The sequence below is a fragment of the Pantoea sp. ANP04 genome (assembly GCF_041982285.1).
Classification (GTDB): domain Bacteria; phylum Pseudomonadota; class Gammaproteobacteria; order Enterobacterales; family Enterobacteriaceae; genus Pantoea; species Pantoea eucalypti.
Genome location: NZ_JAUTYS010000014.1, coordinates 94666 through 116930, shown reverse-complemented (window position 1 = coordinate 116930; position 22265 = coordinate 94666). Strand labels below are relative to the sequence as shown.

General features: G+C 56.8%; 18 protein-coding genes. 8 read left to right on the top strand and 10 right to left on the bottom strand.

Features of this window, described 5'->3' with window-relative positions; genetic code table 11:
* The first annotated feature begins 60 nt into the window (after positions 1–60).
* Positions 61–1131 carry a tartrate dehydrogenase gene (locus Q7C21_RS18185; protein ID WP_192377863.1) on the top strand — a complete coding sequence of 357 codons (1071 nt, stop codon included), beginning with the start codon at positions 61–63 and terminating at the stop codon, positions 1129–1131.
* 1 nt (position 1132) lies between these two features.
* On the opposite strand, the gene Q7C21_RS18180 is transcribed toward Q7C21_RS18185, so the two are convergent.
* The 4 genes from Q7C21_RS18180 to Q7C21_RS18165 form a co-directional block, all read right to left on the bottom strand.
* Positions 1133–2464 (bottom strand): glycoside hydrolase family 28 protein, encoded by a 1332-nt coding sequence (locus Q7C21_RS18180; protein WP_008926641.1) that lies wholly within the window; start codon positions 2462–2464, stop codon positions 1133–1135.
* Between the two features lie 103 nt (positions 2465–2567).
* The gene (locus tag Q7C21_RS18175; RefSeq protein WP_003855657.1) at positions 2568–3383 is read right to left on the bottom strand and encodes a carbohydrate ABC transporter permease; all 816 of its coding nucleotides are present in this window, start codon (positions 3381–3383) and stop codon (positions 2568–2570) included.
* Positions 3383–4255, bottom strand: a complete 873-nt coding sequence (locus tag Q7C21_RS18170) for a carbohydrate ABC transporter permease (protein WP_003855659.1) — start codon at positions 4253–4255, stop codon at positions 3383–3385. Before Q7C21_RS18170 ends, Q7C21_RS18175 begins: the two co-directional genes overlap by 1 nt.
* A gap of 57 nt (positions 4256–4312) precedes the next feature.
* Positions 4313–5644, bottom strand: coding sequence for an extracellular solute-binding protein (locus Q7C21_RS18165; protein WP_003855662.1), 1332 nt, complete (start codon positions 5642–5644; stop codon positions 4313–4315).
* A gap of 550 nt (positions 5645–6194) precedes the next feature.
* Between Q7C21_RS18165 and Q7C21_RS18160 the strand changes: the two genes are divergently transcribed.
* Positions 6195–6794: a GNAT family N-acetyltransferase gene (locus Q7C21_RS18160; protein WP_039660638.1), complete on the top strand. Its 600-nt coding sequence runs from the start codon at positions 6195–6197 to the stop codon at positions 6792–6794.
* A gap of 12 nt (positions 6795–6806) precedes the next feature.
* On the top strand, positions 6807–7898 hold the full coding sequence (locus tag Q7C21_RS18155; RefSeq protein WP_008926639.1) for an ABC transporter ATP-binding protein: 1092 nt from the start codon (positions 6807–6809) through the stop codon (positions 7896–7898).
* Between the two features lie 58 nt (positions 7899–7956).
* Here Q7C21_RS18155 and Q7C21_RS18150 read toward each other — a convergent pair whose 3' ends face one another.
* Positions 7957–9075, bottom strand: a complete 1119-nt coding sequence (locus tag Q7C21_RS18150) for an ROK family transcriptional regulator (RefSeq protein WP_003855670.1) — start codon at positions 9073–9075, stop codon at positions 7957–7959.
* A 40-nt stretch (positions 9076–9115) separates the two neighbouring features.
* On the bottom strand, positions 9116–10000 hold the full coding sequence (locus tag Q7C21_RS18145; RefSeq protein ID WP_039660639.1) for a BadF/BadG/BcrA/BcrD ATPase family protein: 885 nt from the start codon (positions 9998–10000) through the stop codon (positions 9116–9118).
* Between the two features lie 271 nt (positions 10001–10271).
* Between Q7C21_RS18145 and Q7C21_RS18140 the strand changes: the two genes are divergently transcribed.
* Positions 10272–11429 (top strand): Gfo/Idh/MocA family protein, encoded by a 1158-nt coding sequence (locus tag Q7C21_RS18140; RefSeq protein ID WP_003855673.1) that lies wholly within the window; start codon positions 10272–10274, stop codon positions 11427–11429.
* A gap of 459 nt (positions 11430–11888) precedes the next feature.
* On the opposite strand, the gene Q7C21_RS18135 is transcribed toward Q7C21_RS18140, so the two are convergent.
* Positions 11889–13136 (bottom strand): MFS transporter, encoded by a 1248-nt coding sequence (locus Q7C21_RS18135; protein WP_003855675.1) that lies wholly within the window; start codon positions 13134–13136, stop codon positions 11889–11891.
* 401 nt (positions 13137–13537) lie between these two features.
* Here Q7C21_RS18135 and Q7C21_RS18130 point away from each other — a divergent pair, with 401 nt between their 5' ends.
* Positions 13538–14137, top strand: coding sequence for a hypothetical protein (locus Q7C21_RS18130; protein WP_375150998.1), 600 nt, complete (start codon positions 13538–13540; stop codon positions 14135–14137).
* Between the two features lie 276 nt (positions 14138–14413).
* Positions 14414–16804, top strand: a complete 2391-nt coding sequence (locus Q7C21_RS18125) for a glucose/quinate/shikimate family membrane-bound PQQ-dependent dehydrogenase (protein WP_375150997.1) — start codon at positions 14414–14416, stop codon at positions 16802–16804.
* 55 nt (positions 16805–16859) lie between these two features.
* Here Q7C21_RS18125 and Q7C21_RS18120 read toward each other — a convergent pair whose 3' ends face one another.
* The 3 genes from Q7C21_RS18120 to Q7C21_RS18110 all read right to left on the bottom strand — a co-directional run bounded on the left by Q7C21_RS18120 (position 16860) and on the right by Q7C21_RS18110 (position 19608).
* Entirely contained in the window at positions 16860–18065 is a 1206-nt protein-coding gene (locus Q7C21_RS18120; protein ID WP_375150996.1) for an MFS transporter, read from the bottom strand.
* A 110-nt stretch (positions 18066–18175) separates the two neighbouring features.
* The gene (locus Q7C21_RS18115; protein ID WP_039660644.1) at positions 18176–19072 is read right to left on the bottom strand and encodes a LysR family transcriptional regulator; all 897 of its coding nucleotides are present in this window, start codon (positions 19070–19072) and stop codon (positions 18176–18178) included.
* 167 nt (positions 19073–19239) lie between these two features.
* Positions 19240–19608, bottom strand: a complete 369-nt coding sequence (locus Q7C21_RS18110) for a helix-turn-helix domain-containing protein (protein WP_003855685.1) — start codon at positions 19606–19608, stop codon at positions 19240–19242.
* A 463-nt stretch (positions 19609–20071) separates the two neighbouring features.
* Here Q7C21_RS18110 and Q7C21_RS18105 point away from each other — a divergent pair, with 463 nt between their 5' ends.
* Positions 20072–20731 carry a response regulator gene (locus Q7C21_RS18105; RefSeq protein WP_003855687.1) on the top strand — a complete coding sequence of 220 codons (660 nt, stop codon included), beginning with the start codon at positions 20072–20074 and terminating at the stop codon, positions 20729–20731.
* On the top strand, positions 20728–22083 hold the full coding sequence (locus Q7C21_RS18100) for a HAMP domain-containing sensor histidine kinase (RefSeq protein WP_003855688.1): 1356 nt from the start codon (positions 20728–20730) through the stop codon (positions 22081–22083). The genes Q7C21_RS18105 and Q7C21_RS18100 overlap by 4 nt, the downstream gene beginning before the upstream one ends.
* The last annotated feature ends 182 nt before the right edge of the window (positions 22084–22265 follow it).

The window sequence follows — 22265 nt, the reverse complement described above, 5'->3', positions numbered from 1 at the left end:
TCCCCGGAATCGACAGTTATACTGCGTACACAATTCGAACATCAACCGGAAAGGTGCCCTGTGACTGATAAAATCTACTCTATTGCTGTGATCCCTGGCGATGGCATCGGCAAAGAAGTGATGCCGGAAGGCGTCCGTGTAATGAATGCGGCTGCTGAGAAATTTAACATTCCGCTGCGCTGGGAGTGGTTCGATTACGCCAGCGCTGACTACTGGCAGCAGCATGGCAAAATGCTGCCTGACGACTGGTTTCCGCAGCTGAAAGCCTTTGACGCGATTTATTTTGGCGCGGTCGGCTGGCCCGATGTGGTGCCCGACCATGTTTCACTGTGGGGCTCGCTGCTACAGTTCCGCCGTGAGTTCGACCAGTACGTCAATCTGCGTCCGGTGCGACTGATGCCAGGCGTGAAAGCGCCGCTGGCAAACCGTCAGCCTGGCGACATCGACTTCTATGTGGTGCGTGAAAACACCGAAGGTGAATACTCCAGCGTGGGTGGCACCATGTTCCCTGGCACCGACCGTGAAGTGGTGATTCAGGAGACGGTGATGACGCGCACTGGTGTTGATCGCATCCTGAAGTTTGCTTATCAGCTGGCGCAGAGCCGGCAGAAGAAGCACCTGACCTCCGCCACCAAATCCAACGGCATCGCTATCACCATGCCTTACTGGGACAGCCGCGTCGAAGCGATGTCCGGCCAGTTCCCCGAGGTTCGCGTCGACAAGTATCATATTGATATTCTTACCGCCAACTTCGTGCTGCACCCGGACTGGTTTGATGTAGTGGTGGCCAGCAACCTGTTTGGGGATATCCTCTCCGATCTCGGCCCGGCCTGTACCGGCACCATTGGCATTGCGCCCTCCGCCAATATTAACCCGGAAGGCCTGTTTCCCAGCCTGTTTGAGCCGGTTCACGGTTCTGCGCCGGATATCGCAGGCAAAGGCATCGCCAATCCTATCGGGCAGATCTGGTGTGGGGCGATGATGCTGGAGCATCTCGGCTACAAAGCGGCGGGTGATGCGGTGTTAAATGCAATTGAACGTACGCTGGCGGCGGGAGAGCATCTGACGCGCGACCTCGGCGGCAACGCCAGCACCGAAGAGCTCGGCGCGGCCATCGCCGCCGCGCTGTAAATCAGTCCGGCAACTGCACCACGCATTCAGCATGCCAGCCTGGCGGTAACGGCGCGGGCCTGTTGATCACCAGGTTGTGCAGTTGCAGGTTCTCTACCCCGCGCGCAAACAGGCCCGGCAAACCGCCGGGATAGCGCTCTACGCCAAAGGCTTCACCGGTTTTCGGGTCAAGTTTGTAGGCGTTATCCAGCCCCATGCCGGTCGGTGAGTCGGGGTTACAGGGTGGTCGCACGTCATAGTGTCCCTGCGTCATCGGCGACACGGTCTGCCGCATCTGAAGCTGGCTGATAACCACATCGCGTATCCAGCCCGGTTCTGCCGCATGCAGATTAATCGCCCCTTCCGCCACGCCCGTCATGTTGCTGAACTGCACCTGCTCCACGACGCCAGGCGTGATGGCGGGATCGCGATGGCGCACAGAAATATGCAGCGGATCGGCTTTGCCCCAGTGACAGGGCGGCGCATGGTGACAGGCAAAGGTCAGGTTACTGAACAGCAGACGCCGCATTGCACCGCCGTCACGCGACAGAATGCCGATACCCCGGTTGGAATCAAAAATGGTGCAGCCGGTCACCGTGACATCTTCCACATCATCCCAGGTTTCGGTGCCGATTTTAAAGGCACAGCTGTAACTGCGAAGCAGGCAGTTGGTGATCATAATCTGCCGCGCCGGACGCCGCAGCGCAGCCGGTTTGTGGGTGGTTTTAATGCAGATAGCGTCATCAGCGGCACTGAGGTAGCTGTTGCTGACAAACACCGCCTCGCATCCGTCAATATCCAGCGCATCGGTATTCGGCATAGTCATCGCGTTGTCGATAGTGAGATGGTCGATATGCACATGGCGACAGCTCACCAGATGCACCGTCCACATTGGCGCCTGCACGATGGTAAAGGCGGTCAGCGTCACCTGCTCGCAATCTTCAAACACGATAATGCGCGGCCGGTCAGGACGCGGCAGGCGATAACCCTGCTCATCCCGCTCAGCGGCGAACCAGGCTTCACCCTCGCCATCGATGCGGCCAGTGCCGCTGATAGTGATATTGCGCTGGCCCAGCGCATAGAGCAGCACGTTATGGGACTTCTCAGCACAGCTGAGTGCCTGCACCGCCTGGTAGTCAGCCAGCCGCGGACTGGCGATCAGCACCGCACCCGCTTCCAGGTGCAGTTCAAAATCAGATGGCAGATTCAGGCAGCCGCTGCGATAACGCCCGGCAGGCAGGGTAAGACGCCCCCCGCCGGCCGCCGCAATCTGATCCATGGCGCGCTGCAGCACGGCCGTGTCCGGGGTTTCGCCATCGGCGACAGGATGAAAATCAGCAAGGGAAAGGTGCATCATGCGTCTCCCGCAGGATTGAGGAGGAGAAATTCCAGCACGACACGGCGCGGGAAACCTTTGTCTGGTCGCCAGTACGCCGTTTCGTGCGGGATATCACAAATTACTTCACGGCCCCTTCAGTGACGCCGCTGATAAACTTGCGCTGGAAAATCAGGAACACCACGATCAGCGGCATAATCACAATCATTGCGCCCGCCATCAGCACCGGAATGTCGATGGTGTTTTTGTTCTGGAAAAACATCATGCCAATCGGCAGCGTGCGCAGCTCATCCTTGTTGACCAGAATCAGTGGGATCAGAAACTCGTTCCAGGTCCAGATAAACAGCAGCAGCCCCAGCGTCGACAGCGTTGGCCAGATTGCCGGCACCAGAATGCCCCACAGAATTTTGACCCGCGACGCCCCATCCATCACCGCCGCTTCTACCAGCTCTTTCGGCACCTGCTGAAACGCGCTGGCGATCATCAGCGTGGTAAAGGGCAGCGACAGGGCGATTTGCGGCAGGATCAGCGCCAGATAGGTGTTGGTGAGCCCCATCCAGCGCAGCTCGTGATAGAGCGGAATGATAAAGGCTTCACTCGGCAGCACCATCCCCAGGGCCAGCATCGCCCCAATCACTTTTTTACCGGGGATCTTCAGCCAGGCGAAACCAAAACCAGCCAGAATACCCAGCAGCACGCTGAACAGTACGACCGGAATCACCACCAGCACCGAGTTGAGGAAGTAGACGTTAAAGTGTCCCTGCTGCCACGCGGTCACGTAGTTTTTGAAATTCAGCGAGGCTGGCAGCGTGAAGATGCCCTGAAACAGCTCCATCTGGGTTTTAAACGAGGTCATCAGCGCCATCAGAAACGGCAGAATCGTCATCAGCGCCACGATCCAGATCAGCGCGCGTGAAATCACCGGCGTGCTTCGCATCAGTAACGCTCCTTTAAGGCCAGATGAATCAGATAGTTGATCCCTAAAACAATAATCATGCTGAACACCGCCACCGACGAGGCGTAGCCAAAATAGTGCAGGTCAAAGCCCTGCTTATACATAAAGATGTTGGTGACCATGGTGGAGGTGCCTGGGCCGCCCTGCGTCATCACATAGACCAGGTCAAAGGCTTTCAGGCTGGCGATCACCGTCAGCAGCAGCGCAATCCGCAGCTCGGGCCGCAGGCCGGGCAACGTAATACGCATAAATTTCTGACGGCGCGATGAGCCATCCAGATCGGCGGCTTCCAGCAGTGAGGGATCCATACGCTGCAGGCCTGCCATAAACAGCACCAGACAGAAGCCGAAGAAGTACCAGGTCGCGACCAGACCGACAGCGGGCAGCGCCCAGGTAAAATCACCCAGCCAGGAGAGCGCCAGCTGGGGCAATCCGATCGCGCGTAATATCTGGTCGATGGGGCCAAACGCCGGGTTATAGAGCCAGCGCCATACTACACCCAGCACCGCCATTGGCATGATATAGGGCAGGAAGAAGAGAATGCGCAGCACGCTACGTTCGTTATTGTTGCGCGTGTCATACAGAAAGCTGCAGAGCAGCAGGCCGACGCCAATCGGCAACAGGGTATAGAACAGCATCAGGATGGCGTTATTGCCCAGCGCAATCCAGAACACCGGATCGCTGAACATCCGCATGTAGTTGCTGATGCCACTAAACACCGGCAGTGAGGTGCCGTCCCATTCGGTAAAACTGATGCCCAGCGAGGCCAGCAGCGGGAACAGCAGAAACACCGCATAGACCAGCACCGCAGGCAGAACATAGAGGAAATTACGCCAGCTGCTTAAATTCAACATAACCCTACTCGTGGTTCAGAACGATGCTCAGGCCCGGCTGTTCGCCGGGCCTCCGGCTTAATGCTTCAGGGTTTTCAGGTAACGCTGATAGTTGTTATCAAAATTCACCACCATCTGATCGGGGGTCTGACGACCCGCCAGCAGCAGCTGGACGTTCTGATTCAGCTCGGCGTTCATGGTCGGTGTTGCCCAGTCCACGTAGTGGCCTAAACCGTCATAGTCGTTGAGCGTCAGCCAGACCTGATATGCCTCCGCCAGCAGCGGATTATCCGCTGGCATTTTGGCCGCTTTATTCGTGCTGGCCGGCAGGAAGCCCACTTTCAGCCAGCGGTTCGCCATGGCATCAGAGACCATATAGTTGATGAACTTCGCTGCACCCTCCTGCTGATCTTTGCCTTTGGCGGTGCTGGTAATTGAGAACGCCAGATCGGTACCGCCCACCATCAGCGGCTGTTTCACGCCTTCACCGGCAGGCATCGCGGCGAAGTGAATATCTTTGTTGTCTTTAAACTGGCCGAGATACCAGGTGCCGCTGACCAGGAACGCAGCCTGACCGTTCTGGAACAGCGTCGCCGCATCGTCGTGACCAATGCCCTGGAAGCCAGGGAAGAAGTAGCCTTTGTCGGTCCAGCTCTTCATCATCGTGGCGGCATTGACCAGCTTGCTGTCTTTGAAGGTGCCGCCCACATCGTAAATCAGATTATCCAGCGTCTTGCGGTCATGGCTTTCAATCTGCGCCTGCCACAGCGTGCTAAGCAGTTGCTGGCCCATGTTGCCATCCAGCAGGCCGAGCATCATCGGCGCGGTGCCCTGCTGTTTCAGCTTCGCCATGGCACTCTCCAGCTCAGCCAGCGTTTTCGGCACCGCAATGCCCGCTTTGTCCAGCACCGCTTTGTTGTAATAGAGCCCGACCATTTCGCCCAGGCTGGCGATGCCATACAGCTTGCCGCTACCAAACTCGCCGCTGTCTGACCAGCGGTTACGTTTCAGAATCGAGTCCGGGAAGCGGGTAGTCCAGCCGTCGCTGGCGGCATAGCTATCGAGCGGCAGCAATAGCTTATCTTTAACCAGCGAACCCATATCGCCGCCGCCCTGGTTGACCTGGGCGATCTGTGGGCCATCACCGGCAGTCAGTGCCAGCTTCAGCGGAATACGGGTATCTTCAAAGGAGTGAACCGAGCGGTTAATCACGATGCCGGGATTCTGCTGTGAGAACTCTTTAATCCCTTCATCCACCGCAGCGGTCTGCTCAGGGTAGTTGTAGATATCCCACTCATTCAGAGTGACAGCAGCGTGGGCGGCATGAGAGACGCTGCCCGCCAGCAGGCCCGCTACCAGCAGCCGACCCACATTGCGAATTCGGAACGAACGAACGGAAGAAACAGACATTATGCTCACCTTCTTCAGACCAGGGTCGGCATCCTTTCATCTCACCGCCTGACATCCTGCAGGCTGCAGCCGCACACAAACGCACTCACTCATACTTACTTTAATAAAAAAATAAAGTCAAACAGCCTGCCGACCGAATTGTCAGGCTGTGAGCACGCGCAAATAATCAGCGACATGGCGCGCAAATCAGCACGCCGCGCTGGCTTTTACGCCATTAACCGTGGCGGCACGTCGCCAGCCGCTTTTTCTGCAGCAGGAGATGCCAGAGGAATAATCGCAAAATAACGTCCTGATAAAACATATGAAAATCCTATCACGCTCACACTTTTCTCTTTTGACCGGCCGTGAATCTGCCGCCAGCCGCCCTGTTCCGGGCGTGTTGGCGATCACAGTTGTGCATCCCGATGCCGGTAAACATTGCCGAACCGCCTGCGTTAGTGCGATAAGGTAATTATTCTATCTTGAAAACTAAGTCCACTTTCATTAACGTAACTTTTACCTGCGGAGCTGTTCAATCCCTGACCGGTTCCCTCACTCACGAGAACTCACCATGGCGAATCAAGGTGTCATTCGTCCGGCCACACCGGCGGACTACCCGGCGCTCTACCGCATCTGCCTGGAAACAGCCGATGCGGGCGGCGATGCCCGCGCGCTCTACTCCGATCCTGACTATCCCGGCCAGCGTTTTGCCGTGCCCTATGCGCATTTTGCGCCGGACTTTGCTTTTGTACTGGAGCAGGACGGTGAGGTGCAGGGTTACGTGGTCGCCGCGCCGGATACCCGCGCGTTTGAAGCGCAGCTTCAGGCCGAATGGTGGCCGCAGTTGCAGGAGAAATATCGCGATCGCAGCGCCAGTGCCCCGCTCGACAGCAAAGTGCTCGATTCAATACGCCATCCCGACCAGGCCGCTGAGATCCTGGTGACGCAGTGGCCTGCTCATCTGCATATCAACCTGCTGCCGGCGGCACAGAAAGGCGGCTGGGGTCGCCGGATGATTGAGCATGAACTGGCGGCGCTCCGCGCTGCTGGCGTCAGTGGTGTTCATCTTGGCGTCAGCCTGCAGAACGAGCAGGTTTGTGCCTTCTATGCGCGCATGGGGTTTACCCCAATCATGCGCAGCAATGCCATCTACATGGGCCAGTTACTCTGAGTGAGGTAGCCGATGACCAGCCTGCGCTTGCAGAATGTGAAGAAGTCGTATGAACACGTCAATGTCATTCATGGCATCGATCTGACGATAAACAGTGGCGAATTTGTCGTGTTTGTTGGGCCATCTGGCTGCGGCAAGTCGACGCTGCTGCGGATGATCGCCGGGCTGGAGGAGATCAGCAGCGGGCAGTTGCTGATTGAGGAGCAGGACATGACACAGCAGCCCGCCACTGAGCGCGGCATTGCTATGGTGTTTCAGTCTTATGCGCTCTACCCCAACATGACGGTGCGCGGCAACCTGGCGTATCCGCTGGAGGTAATGAAAAAGTCCAAAGCGGAGATTAACGAGGCGATAGCCCAGACGGCCGCCCGCCTGCATCTCACCGAACTGCTCGACCGCCTGCCGCGTGCGCTCTCTGGCGGACAGCGGCAGCGCGTGGCAATTGGCCGGGCGATTATCCGTCATCCGCGCATCTTCCTGTTTGATGAGCCACTCTCTAACCTTGATGCAGAGCTGCGCCTGCAGATGCGCATTGAGATTGCCCGGCTGCACGCCTCGCTTGGCAACACCATGATTTATGTCACCCACGATCAGCTGGAGGCAATGACGCTGGCTGACCGCATCGTGGTGCTGCGTCAGGGCCGCATTGAGCAGGTCGGTGCACCGCTGACGCTTTATCACGACCCGGATAATCTGTTTGTCGCCGGTTTTATCGGCTCACCAAAAATGAACTTCCTACGGGCGGAAATCAGCGCCACGGGCGCGGGGGAAGTGCAACTGCGGGTGCCGGAACTGAAGATTGAGGGGCTGGTGCTGAAAATCGCCGCCGACTGCCGCGAGGGACAAACCGTCACGCTGGGCATTCGTCCTGAACATTTCCAGCCTGCCGCGCAGACGCCGGACGCATTGCGCTTTCACGGCGAGCTGGCTTATGGCGAGATGCTGGGTCACACCAACTATCTCTACCTGGATATCGGGCGTGAACAGATGCTGGTCGTGGAAGAGCGCGAGGCGACGACGCGCGAGCTCGGAACCCAGGTTGAACTGGGCTTTTCTGCCGCGCACTGCCTGCTGTTTGATGAGCAGGGAATGCGCCTGCGCTAAGGACGCGTGGAAACAAAAACGGGCGCCGCAGCGCCCGTTTTTTTATTTGAGAGATCACTCAGGTGACCGGCTCTTCATCGGCCTGCGCCGCCAGCAGATCAAGCAGCCGGTTGACGGCAAAACCCGCCGCACCCAGCGCCCACATCCGGTTCGATTCCGTCAGGAACTGCAGCGGCGTCATCTGTGGCGTCAGTTTAAGCCGGTAGGCCTGGAAGCTCTGAGTGATGTGATCGAGCAGAATGCGCGACGCCATGTGCGGCTCCATCGCCAGATAAACCACATCCGGATCGTAGGCCACTGACAGGTTCGCCAGCGAAATGCCCAGCTCACGTCCTGCTTCTTCCAGCACCGCCAGTACCTCAGGCGCAGGACGCTGATCCAGCGCCTGCAACGTGAGGCCTTCCACCGGTTCCTGCGCTGCAAGCCGCTGCAGAATGGCACGCGATGAGGCGACATCCTCCAGCAGACGCAGCGAGCCGTCCCCCACCAGCCCATTGCCAATCTCGCCCGCTTTGCCGTGACGGCCACGGTAGAGCTGACGATTCAGGATGATGCCCGCACCAATCCCTTTGCCATAGGTGGCGATCACCGCCGACTGTGCATTGCCAAGCTGACCAAACACCAGCGCCGCCATTGCCATCGCGTTGGCGTCGTTCTCGATAAATACCGGCAGTGAGAAACGTTCTTCCAGCAGACGCGCAATCGGGACGTTGTCCCAGTCGAGCACTTTAGAGCGAATGCAGTAGCCATTTTCAGCATCCACCAGACCCGACAGTGCCAGACCAATCGCACCCACCCGCTTCTCCTCCACGCCGCGCAGGAATTTCGCCAGCGCATCGCCAAGCTGGCGGGGTGTCAGCGTGCCTGTGGGCATCTGCTGTTCGCCCAGCAGATTGCCGCTGAGATCGGTCATAACGATAAGATTACGTTCCGCATTGAGCTGAATGCCAATCACGCTGGCGCGATCGGGATTGAGGCCCAGCAGGGTTTTTGGCCGCCCCATTGATACGCGACGCAGCCCCAGCTCCTGCACAATCTCCTGCGCAAGCAGGCGATTAGTGGCCTGCGACACGGTCGACATGCTGAGTCCGCTTCGGACTTTCAGGTCTGACTGACTGATCGGCGCATTTTCAACAATCAACCGCAGAATACGCGCGGTTACGTTGGGAGCGGTCATAAGTTCCTCGGGTTATCTGGCGGAAGAAGCTCCGCCAGCGTCAGATCGGTAATCGGACAGGCGCCAGCTGCTGCGCCAGTATCAGCGCGCCGCTCAGGGCATCGCCCTGCGGCCTCACCAGCCGGGCCTGAATATCGTCGTCCAGCCAGCGCTGAATCGGCGTGGCCAGGCCACCCATCAGTGCCACCCGCCCGCTGCTCAGCGCAATCAGACGGCGCACCATCAGGCCGATATCGGTGGCAGTCTGATGCAGCAGATCCTGAGCGTGACGATCGCCTGCGTCGGCGGCTGCAAAAATTCGCGGCACTACGCGGGCCCAGTCTGCAGGCGTCGCTGAGCGCGTCCAGAGCAGCATGGTTTCCGGGCTGTCGTCAAACTGCGTCATCAGCTGCTGTGTAAAGGCGCTCTGTGGAATGATCGCCTCATGGGCCAGCAGCGCCAGACGCAGTGCACGACGACCCAGCTCAGCACCCGATCCCTGATCAGAGAGGGCAAAGCCCCAGCCACCCAGCAATGTAAACTGCTCGCCATCCCACGCGGCTCCCTGACTGCCGGTGCCGATAATAAAGACAGCGCCCGGTGCGCCGGAATGTGCGCCCGCACAGGCGATTTCCACATCGCTGACCACCTGTAACGCCGCACAGGCAGGCTGCCAGCTGGCAAGCCTTGCCTGCACCGAGGCGACATTGGCCCCCGCTAATCCGGCAACCAGCGCGGTCTGCGCCAGAGCCTCCGGGGCTAATCCCGCGTGTGACAATATCCGGTCAATCAGTTGCCCGACGCAGGTCAGCGCCGCGTCGTAATCTGACCAGACGTTAGCTGGACCGCCAGTGGCTTCCGCCAGCACACGGCCCTGCAGGTCGGTTAACCGCGCACGACACTGTGTACCGCCGCCATCAATGCCAAGGAGATAGTGTGGTTGCACGCGCTTCCTTCCCTGATTAAGGGTTATAGCCATAATGAGCGAACGATAGGATAAAAAAACTTAAATCGCAATAACAAATAAATATGGCAAAAAAATATCGACACTTTTTCGTTAATTTACATGGTTATAACAAAAATCACCCTCGCAAAATGCGCAGCACGTTATTGACATTAGTTTTTCTGTCGTAATAAGTTGGTGGTCAGATTATCAACAGGCGCGTCCGGACACAGGCGGGCTATGCATCATCCGAATTCAGGAGCAGGGGTTTAACATGAAAGTAGGCATTATCGGTCTCGGCTTTCGTCTGTCCCACGTGATCAAAGAGTTCAGCAAAGCCGACGACGCCTTCTCGGTAGTGGGTTATTACGATCCGGCGCCCGCCGGACTGCCTAATCTGCACAGCTTTGGTATCGCGCCCGGCCAGTCCTTTGCGTCCATCGACGCGCTGCTTGAACACGGCGGAATGGATGTGGTGCTGGTTGGCTCACCCAACTTCCTGCATCTGGAACATGTGGGTCAGGCGCTGGCGGCGGGCTACACCGTGTTTACCGAAAAGCCGGTGGTGATTAATGAAGAGCAGACCATGGAGATGGCGAAACTGGTGCGCCAGTATGGCGAGGCACGCATTCTGGTTGGTCTGGTGCTGCGTTACTCCCCGCTCTATCACGATCTGCTGGCGGCACGCGATGCCGGACAGTTGGGTGAGATCACCTCGATCGAGGCGACAGAACATATCAAGCCTTACCACGGCGCATTCTTCCAGCGCGACTGGCGACGTCTGGAGAAGTACGCCGGTCCCTATATTCTGGAAAAATGTTGCCACGACATCGACCTCTACCAGGGGCTGTTACAGGAGCGTCCGATCCGCGTCGCCAGCTTTGGTGGCCGGAAATCCTTTACCCCCGCGCATGCGCCGCAGGGTGCGATCACCGCGGAGTCAGAGCTCTACCACGTGAAACCCAGCGGCTGGTCGAGCACCGACGCCGTCTTCGACAGCGACGCTGATATCGTCGACTACCAGACTGCCCTGATTGAGTACGAAGGCGGCGCAACACTCGCCTTCCACGCCAACCTGAACGTGCCGGATGAGTTCCGCCGTTTCTGTGTCATGGGCACTGACGGCATGGCGGAAGGCGACTTCGTACGAAACTACTTCCGTGTACATAACGCGCGCAGCGGTGAGAAAGAGGTCGACACCGCCTACAGCGGCAACGCTTATGATGGCCACTATGGCGCAGATGCGCTGATGGCCGAAGAGATCGTTAAACATATTAAACAGGGAACACCGCTGAAAGTTTCAGTCGTGGACGCGCTGGAAGCGGGCCTCACCGCCATAAAAATCGATGAGGCGCGCAAAACCCGCAGCGTAGTGGATATGCGTGAAAGCTGGCAAACATTTGACGCCAACCTGGGAAAAACCGGGGCCTGATAGCCCCATCCTGCGGGTCAGCCTCCCCCTCTGATCCTGGGATTTGAATGGCAGTATGACTGGTAACTTCCTGTACTGGCCTTCGGGCCAGTTACAACCTTTGTACTGAGCCAGCTAATAAAACCTGCGCCAGCGACCACGCACTCACCGCACAAATCCCCACAACCAGCCAAACAAACCGCTCCTCAGCCCGAGGAAACTTACGCACTTATAGTGATGGGAGCATACGCCTGTAGCAAAGCATCGCGCCGCCCGGATAAAAACGCAGGGAGCGTTTTTGAACAACGCAACGCGTTGGCCCGGCAACGGGCGCACCTCAGGGATGAGGTGCGTAATCGCCCGCGCTGAGCCTGCCAGGAATGGCGCTTTTGCGTCTTTGCGAAAGGCGTATGTTCCCTGAGCGTGCACCGCAGACCATAACCGCACACATCTCCTCAGCCAACCCAACCCGCTACAACGCTAGTCCTGAACCGGATCCACCTCATTCTCAAGCTTCTGACGCCGCCGCAGATGCGGAAACAACTTCATCCACAACGCCACCACAATCAGCGTACCGATGCCGCCAATTGCTGCCGCAGGTGCTGCGCCCACCCAGGCGGCCAGCAACCCCGACTCAAATTCACCCAGCTGATTCGAGGTATTAATAAATATCGCGTTAACCGCATTCACCCGCCCGCGCATGGTATCCGGCGTATCCAGCTGCACCAGCGCACCGCGAATCACCATACTCACCATATCAAAGCCGCCGAGGGCGCAAAGCGCCAGCAGTGACAGCCAGAGTTGCGTGGAAAGCGCGAATAGCAGGGTCGCAACGCCAAAGCCTGCTACTGAGCCAAACATAATCATCCCGACATGTTTTTCCAGTTTATGACGGCTCAGCCAGATACCCACCAGCAACGCCCCCACCGATGGCGCACCGCGCAACATCCCCAGCCCCCAGGGCCCGGTGTGCAGAATATCTTTGGCAAAAATCGGCAGCAGCGCCGTCGCGCCGCCCAGTAACACCGCGAACAGATCGAGTGAAATCACCCCAAGCACATCTTTACGGTCACGGATAAAGTGAATACCGGCAAACAGATTCTTTAAATTCATTGGCAAACGGGCCTGCACCGGGCGCTCATAGCGCAGCAGACTCACCAGCGTCAGCGAAATCAGATAAAAGAGTCCGGAAACGCCATACACCACATGCGGGCCAGCAACATAAAGCAGCCCGCCAAGCGTTGGCCCGACAATCACAGCCGCCTGCCCGCCAACTGAATTCATCGCCATAGCACGTGCCAGAATCGAAGGAGGCACCAGTGAGGGCAACATCGAAGACATCGCCGGCCACTCCAGCGCTTTTGCCACCGCAATCATAAAGACCAGCCCCCAAAGCGCGGTCTTATCGGCAGTATGAAATAAGGTAAGCACCACTAATGCCAGCAGTGCGACAAATTCCACCAGTTGGCCGAACAGGACGATGCGCCGCCGGTCATACTGATCCGCCAGATGACCCGCTGGCAGCGCCAGCAACACCGACGGCAGAAACTGCATCAGGCCAATCATCCCTAACGCCATTGCGCTGTTGGTCAGCGCATAGATCTGCCAGCTGATCGCCACCGAGAACATCTGAAAACCAAATGATGAGCAGGTGCGCGCTAGCCAGAAGGCGACAAAAGTCCGATGTCGCCACAGCGACTCTTCCGCTGCGGATGCCATAAATCCCATGTCTTATCCCAAATCAGGTGAGAAAACCCGCGTCGTTGCGCGGTGTTATTGGTGTAAATGTTGACGATACCCGGTTAACAGACCCGGATGAGAGCGCATGGCCTGCGGCTCCAGCCCTGTCTTACTGCGCAATACACTGCATTACTTTGCAGTAACGGTGTGTCAGCCCCATCCTGATTATTAACAACCTATTGATACCTACCATTGAATATATTCCAGCACATCATCAGATACCAAAGGAATTATCATCTCACTGTTAATAGGTATATTTACTTTCTAATCCAACAAAAGGGTGATTTGGATTATGCAGTTGATCTATATTTATTCACGCGTTTAAAAAAATGCGATTTTTTATATGCTTAATTATCAATAAATCCTTTTTATTGCATTTCGTAGAGATAATGAAAAACAGTTTATATAACCCTTATGTTACTGAACCTATTCATCACGTTAAGCGTAATGTCACAGGCATTTGCTATAGCGTGCCTTATCTTGAGCAAAACCAGGACCGCGGAAATATACTTAATACAAACAACATTGTTTCATTGCACAACAAAATTGCAAGTGAAGAAGCATTAATGATTGTTCCGGTTGGCGATATTCGTTTGCAGGAAATGATCGCGATTCCGGACGCCTATGCACATTTACAAAATGAGCGCGTCCGGATTGGAATAAATTATTCCAGCTTAGCTGCGAACAGTGCGTCACTGCTTGAATTAACAACGAAATTTGATTTCTGGCTTTATGATTTTGCACCGCCGGGAGCAGACTGGCGACTACTTGAATCCTTTCCTTTTTCAGGTATTGTTTTAAGTGAATGGTTCTTCAGTGATAATTACGAAAAATTTACCTTTCCCTTTTTTATGGCGACATTCCGTGAAAAAGGTGCAGAGGTCATCGTGCGATGTCATACGCCGCCTTTAACCGCTGAACAGTTTACTGAGATAAACATTAGCGGCTGGCAACAGCAACGCTCGGATGGCGATCTTATTAGCGGCTGATTCACAAATCCTGCCTTCCGGCGTTAAGGGCACATGGCGGTGCGCTTAACGTCCTTTAATCCCTCATAAAATGTCGTATTACTCCAATTGTTAAGCGCTTTAAGCTAAAAAAATCAAACCTCGATCTAATTTTGCTATAACATTTAACACAAAGGGACCGTCTGTCTTATCGGAAGAGATACTCAAGAACACCTTTAATCATTTGTACTTGATAACTGGAAACAGCCTATCTGGTTGTTTTCGTGTGTTTTATGGCAACGAAACGAGGTCGATATTATGGGGAAAAACTCCTCATCTTTTGGCGTAATTCGTTTCCTGACAGTACTGTTCGCAGTGCTGACGGGCGCGTTTATGCTGATTGGCGGTGGCTGGTTAGCCGCCATTGGTGGTTCCTGGTATTACGTTTTCGGCGGTGTGATTATGCTTGTCACCGCTTATCTGCTTTCCCGTCGCAAAAGCACCGCGCTGGTTCTTTATGCGCTGCTGCTGATCGGCACCCTGATTTGGGGCGTGTGGGAAGTGGGTACCGACTTCTGGGCACTGGCACCACGCACTGATGTGCTGGTGATCTTCGGTGTCTGGCTGATCCTGCCGTTTGTTTATCGCAGCTTCAATGCCGGCAGCAAAGCGGCACTGGGTTCGATGGCTGTCGCGCTGATTGCCAGTGCCATCGTGCTGGCTTATGCGGTATTCAACGATCCGCAGGTTATCAACGGGTCTGTACCAGAAACCGCTGACAACGCTCCGCAGGCTACGCCGCTGAGCAACATCCCGGATGCTGACTGGCCCGCGTATGCGCGCGATCAGCAGGGAACCCGTTTCTCGCCGCTGAAGCAGATTAATCACCAGAACGTGAAAGAGTTGCAGGTTGCCTGGCAGTTCCAGACAGGCGACATGAAAACCCCTAACGATCCCGGTGAAATCACCGACGAAGTGACCCCGATTAAAATCCGCGACACGCTTTATCTCTGTTCGCCACACCAGATTCTGTTTGCGCTGGATGCGGCAACCGGTAAGCAGAAGTGGAAGTTCGATCCGGGCATGAAGGTGAACCCGACCTTCCAGCACGTGACCTGTCGCGGTGTCTCTTACCACGAAGTGCCCGCAGCAGCCGATGCAGCGAACACTCAGCCTGCTATCTGCTCACGTCGTATTTATCTGCCTGTGAACGATGGCCGTCTGTTTGCGCTGGACGCAGAGACTGGCGAACGCTGCCCGTCCTTTGGTGTCAACGGCGAGCTGGATCTCCAGCATAAACAGCCTGTCACCACAGCGGGTATGTACGAGCCAACTTCTCCGCCGGTGATTACCAATACCACCATCGTGATGGCGGGTGCGGTTACCGATAACTTCTCGACTCGCGAGCCATCAGGCGTGATTCGTGGCTTTGATGTGAATACCGGCAAACTGCTGTGGGTATTTGATCCCGGCGCGAAAGACCCGAATGCTATTCCGGCTGATGAACACACCTTCACCATGAACTCTCCGAACTCATGGGCCCCGGCAGTTTACGATCCGAAACTGGATACCGTTTACCTGCCAATGGGTGTGACCACGCCGGATATCTGGGGCGGCAACCGCACGCCAGAGCAGGAACGTTATGCGAGCAGCGTACTGGCCCTGAATGCCACGACCGGTAAGCTGGTCTGGTCTTATCAGACCGTGCATCACGACCTGTGGGATATGGATCTGCCGTCTCAGCCGACACTGGCTGATATCACCGATAAAGATGGCAACACCGTACCGGTTGTTTACGCGCCAGCGAAAACCGGCAATATCTTTGTGCTGGATCGTCGCACCGGCAAGCCAGTAGTTCCCGCGCCAGAAACGCCAGTGCCACAGGGTGCCGCTAAAGGCGACCACGTTGCTGCCACTCAGCCCTACTCTGAGCTGACCTTCCGTCCGAAACAGAACCTGACGGACAAGGACATGTGGGGCGCGACGATGTTCGACCAGCTGGTGTGCCGCGTGATCTTCAAGCGTCTGCGCTATGAAGGTCCGTTTACGCCGCCATCTGAGCAGGGCACGCTGGTCTTCCCGGGTAACCTCGGTATGTTCGAATGGGGCGGCATCGCAGTTGATCCTAATCGTCAGATCGCAATTGCTAACCCAATGGCGCTGCCGTTTGTCTCTAAGCTGGTTCCACGTGGCCCGGGCAACCCGATTGAGCCGCCGAAAGGTGCTGAGGGTGGTTCAGGTACGGAAACCGGTATTCAGCCACAGTATGGCGTGCCGTATGGCGTCGAGCTGAACCCGTTCCTGTCACCGTTTGGTCTGCCTTGCAAACAGCCTGCCTGGGGTTATGTCTCCGCGGTGGATCTGAAAACCAACAACGTTGTCTGGAAACAGCGTATCGGTACCGTTCGCGACAGCGCACCGGTTCCGCTGCCGTTCAAAATGGGTATGCCAATGCTGGGTGGTCCTGTCACCACCGCGGGCAAGGTATTCTTCATTGGAGCGACCGCAGATAACTACCTGCGTGCTTTCAGCACCGATACCGGCGAACTGCTCTGGGAAGCACGTCTGCCAGCAGGCGGCCAGGCGACGCCGATGACCTATGAAGTGAATGGCAAGCAGTACGTTGTCATCGCGGCGGGTGGTCATGGCTCATTTGGTACCAAGCTGGGTGACTATGTGATTGCCTACGCATTACCTGATCAGAAGTAATTCACTGGAAAGTGAATAACAAAAGGCGGACTCCGGTCCGCCTTTTTTGATCGCGCTATTTCTGCATTCCGCGCCAGTTAAGCCACGCGCAAAATAACATTACTCCGCAGGTTGCCAGAAACACGGGTCGCATCCCAAACGCACCGGCGATCACCCCACCAAACAGCGGGCCGCTCACCTGGCCGATATATTGCGCCGAGGTCGAAAACCCCAGCATCCGCCCCACCTGTGAGGCCGGCACGTTATGGCGGATAATCGCCGTGATGCACGGCATCAATCCGCCCAGGGCCATCCCCATCAGAAAACGTAATAACACCAGTTGCCAGGCTGCCGTGATAAATGCCTGTGGAATCAGCAGCAGCCCGCTGATTACCAGACCGCCGGTCAGTACCCGCCAGTGCCCCACCCGATCGGCCAGACGACCCAGTCGGGGTGCCGCCAGGATCGTGCCCAGCGCCGCAGCAGACATCACCAGTCCGGCTACCACTGTCACCCGATGGTCACCCCGCACAAACTCGCCCACATAGAGCGTGATAATCGGCTCAATCGACATGCTGGCGAAAATCAGCAACATGCCCGAGAGCCACATCAGCCGCACCAGATTGTGGTTAACCGGCTGCTCTGCAGGCAGCTGTTGCGGATTGCCGCGCGACGTCGCCGCAGCACGCGGCAACTCTCTGAGTAAAAAGGTGGTGGCGAGGAAAGCGAGAAAAATCACCGCGCCCGTCAGCCAGAAAGTCTGACGGATGCCAATCAGCGGCGGCAAGACGCCCCCTAGCAGCGGCCCGACCACGTTGCCCGCCATAATGCCCGAGGAGAGGATGCCCAGCGCCCAGCCCGTCTGCGCTTTTGGGGTTTGCGCTGCCACCAGAATGGTCGATCCCGATGCGTAGCCGCCCAGCAGCCCCGCCAGCAGGCGCAGCGCCACCAGTTGCCACGGCGCCGTCGCCATGCCAATCAGCGACATCGCAATCGCCATTCCGAGACTGGCCCGAATCAGCATCAGTTTACGACCATAACGATCAGCCAGCCGGCCCCACAGCGGTGCCGTCAGCGCGGCGCTGAAAAAGGTTGCGCCATAGGCCAGCCCGGACCAGCGGGCAATAGCCGCAGGCTGCTCAACACCCAGTTGCTGAATATAGAGCGGCAGAAACGGCAGCAGCAGCGTCATCGCCACGATAGTGGTAAATGAGCCAGCGACGCAGACTGCTAAATTCCGTTTCCAGTGATGAAACTCTGCCGTTTCGGGTAACTGTTGCATGGTGATATCCGTTGAATGATCAGGGATACAGGCTAACCGGAGTCGCGCAGCAACAACAGTCGTGGCGGAATAGTTACTCTGTGGCGCTGATTGTTGTCAGCAGGCAACAATCAGCCTGGATTTAGCGCCTCAACCAGTGCATCACACAGTAGCGTCACCGGTGACACCGGATCGGGATGGTCGTGAAGCAGGAGATAGCTTTGCAGGCGATCCATCTGCCACTCCGGCAGCAGCTGCTGGATATCCCCACGCGCCATCGCCTCCTGCGCCATGTAGGAAGGCAAATAGGCGATGCCACTGCCCGCCAGCGCGGCATTAAGCAGCGCCATGCTGTTGTTGGCGCGAAAACGACTGCGCACGTCCAGCGCCAGTCGCTGTTTATCCCGGCGGAACGGCAGCGCGGCGGTGTGTGCCGGACCATGGAACATCAGCAGGTCGTGGCGCGGCAGCATTTCGGGGTGGGTGATGGCGGGCCGCTGCGCCAGATAAGCGGGCGCGGCATAGAGTCCCCAGTCGATATCGCTCAATACCCGGAAATTGCCCTGCTGCGGCGATCGGGATCGGATCACAATCGCCAGATCCGTCTGATCGTCCAGCCGATCATGATTGCGATCGGTCAGATCGAGATCAACGTTGATATGCAGATGACGACGAAGAAAACGGTTCAGAACAGGAACGACACACTGGCAGCCGAAGGTGACGGGTGCCTGAAGTCGGATATGGCCGGCGGGCTGCTGATGCAACTGCTGCACAAAGGCTTCGGCACGCTGCACTTCAGCCAGCATTCGCACACAGTAGGGATAGTATGCCTGGCCCATCTCGGTGAGTGCCAGCCGCCGCGTAGTGCGCTGCAATAATCGGATACCGAGCCGCAACTCCAGCCGGGCGATCTCCCGACTGACATGGGATTTGGACCAGCCCAGTGCGCGGGCCGCTTCACTGAAACTCTGTAACTCTACTACCCGAGCAAATACCAGCATGGCGGTTAAATTCGCGCCGTTTTCCATGTTTCCCGACTCCGAAAATAAAGGGATGCTGGCAACAAACTAACACGTTCAGGCTGGGACGCTGTGGCGGGCGGGAAAAAAAGCGAGGCAGAGGCAGGAGGAGAATGGCGCAGAGCGCGGGCCGACCTTCCCGTCTGCTGGCTGTGACGGGAAGATCTTATCAGGCATCAGCTGGCCATCGCCAGGGGGAACAGCAGCCGATCCGGCTCGACGCGACGCTGACGGCGCAACTGGCCCGGCGTCATCATGAAATAGTTTTTAAAGGTGCGGGTGTAGGCCTGCTGGGTATCGAAGCCGTAGTTCATCGCCACCTGCAGTATCGCTTCGTTGCTGCTCAGCAACGTGAGCGCAGACTCGGTCAGGCGGCGCTGACGGATATATTCTGCCAGTGAAAAACCAGTATGCTGTCGAAACAGGCGTTGCAGATGCCAGCGCGAATAGCCTGAGCGGCGCGCCACTTCATCCAGGTGCAGATCGTGTCCTAAGTTATTCTCAATCCAGTCCAGCAAACTCCGAATAAACTCGCGCTGATTCATGGTTCCTCCTGTCGATTCTGATGTGCAGTGGAACCACTTTACTTGTTTAAATTTATCCCTTAATTAGCAGAAAATTAGCGCAGAATTAGCAAGCACGGAAACGGGTGCCGCATTGCGCGGCCAGACGCGACTCCAGCAAAACGTTAAGGCCGGCAGACTGCCAAAATAATTTGTGCTGAGGCAAGGGCGAATCCCCAAGAGCTGACATCAGTCAGTGACTGGGGTGAGCAAAAGCAGCCAGTGCCGCCACAGTGCGAAGTAAGAGAACAGCGGTCCGCCAAAATAATTCGTACTTTGGCAAGGCGGTCAGACGCAGCCGTCCCAGAGAGCTGACATCAGTCAGTGACCTGGGCGGTAAGTCGCAGCCAACGCCGCCATAGTGCGAAGTATGACGGCGGAAGGATAATTCTGGCCTAACAATTGATGAGTAAACTCTCTCTTATCTTTATGAAGGAGATCAGCCATGCGCGTGTTACTGGTTGAAGATGATGAAATGATCGGCGCTAACCTGCAGCAGGCACTGCAGGGCGCGGGCTGGTCGGTGGATTGGGTGCGCGATGGCGTCTATGCCCAGAACGCCTGGAGCGAAGGCGGCTACAGCTGCGTGCTGCTCGATCTCGGCTTACCACGGGATGATGGCCTGCAGGTCCTGCGCCGGGCGCGCGGGCGCGGCGACGCGACGCCAGTACTCATTCTTACTGCACGCGACACGGTGGCGCAGCGGATTCAGGGACTCGACAGCGGTGCTGACGACTACCTGCTTAAACCGTTCGATTTACAGGAAGTCATGGCCCGGATGCGCGCCATTACCCGACGCAGCCACGGCGCGGCAGATTCCGTATTGGGCAGCGGCGATGTGCAGCTGGATATGATGACCCGTGAAGTGCTCTACAAAGGCCAGCGTGAGCAGCTTACGGCGCGCGAATATGCCCTGCTCTACGCCCTGCTGGAGCGGCCGGGCGCTATTCTGTCACGCGAGCAGCTGGAAAACCGTATCTATGGCTGGGGCGATGAAGTCAGCAGCAACGCGGTGGATGTGTTGATCCACGGGATGCGCCGCAAGCTGGATAACGACGTGATCCGCAACGTGCGCGGTCTGGGCTGGCGGGTGCCGGCAATATGAAACCTTTTCGCTTTATGCGCTCACTGCGCAACAAATTACTCTCTACGCTGCTGATTATTCATCTGCTGATGATCGGTGGCGTCACCTGGTATTTCTTCAGCTGCTACGGCGATATGGTCGGCACCATGAAGGACGATCAGCTGGCCAAAATCGCGGATGCCTGGTCCACCAATAAACAGATGCCCGCCCTGATGCCGATGCTTATTGCGCCTGACAAGGCGAAAAGCGCCTTTGTGGTGCAGCTATGGGACGATCAGGGCCAGTTGCGCGCCAGCTCATGGCCGGAGCTGCAGGCCCCGCTGCAAAACCAGCGTGGCTATCGCGACGTCCATATCGGTCAGTGCGACGACTGTGAATGGCGCATCTATACCCGGCCCGGCTTGCCTGGCAGTGAGATTAAAACCATTCAGGTGATGCACAATCTCAGCTACATGAAGGCATTGATGGTCAAACGGGCGCTGTCAGCGATCATTCCAATGATCCTGATGATGCCGCTGTCGCTGCTGGTGATCTGGCTGGTCGTACGCAAGATCACCCGTGATCTGCAGGTCGCTTCGCGTCAGATTGCCGCGCAGGAGACGCATCATCCGCACAACGTCTCACCGGAAGGTTTACCGGATGAGATCCTGCCGCTGGTGGCCGCCTATAACTCGCTGCTGAGTAAACTGCGTGAGGCCTGGTCGTCACAGCGTCAGTTTTTGGAAGATGCCGCTCATGAACTGCGCACGCCGGTAACGGCCGTGACGTTACAGCTGGAAAACCTGCGTCAGCATATTCAGCCAGGCGAAGCGAGCCGGCAGTTCAGCCAGCTGGAAGCGGGCGTGACACGTACCCGTCACCTGGTCACGCAATTACTCAATGTCTCACGCCAGGATGACCAGAGCGTGGTCGCCAGCGTTGAGCATATCGAACTGGAAGATCTGCTGAAAGAGAGCATTGAGCAGCTGATGGTCGTGGCGGATAAACGCGGCATCGATATCGGCTTTAATGGCTCCACGCAGTACCGTCTGCAGGCCAGCCGTTCCGAGCTGCGAAGCCTGTTCGATAATCTGATTGGTAACGCCATGCTACACACCCCGGAAGGTAGCCTGGTCGATGTACTGCTGCATCGGGTTGCCGGAAAGACCGTGGTCGATATTGTGGATAACGGGCCGGGCATGCCGGAATCCTTTATCGAGCGCGCATTTGATCGCTTTACCCGTTCGCCTGATGTTAAAGCTCAGGGTAGCGGCCTGGGATTATCCATTGTGCGCAACGTCGCTCAAAAGCATCAGATTCACGTCGCCCTTTCTAATTGCCTCTCGCCACAGGGTGCAATTTGTGGTTTGCAGGTTCGCGTTACACTTCCCTGATTCCCGCTGTTTGATCACGAACCAGACAACGTAAACGGTTGCCTGGTTCCGTTCGATCCACGCCGTTATTGTGAAGCTCATCACATTTTAGCTGAATTGTAATGCAACACTTTTTGACAAACGTGAGCAAAATCTATTTTCTATCGATCTGTTACAGGCACGCTACGCGGGCTGAAGAACTG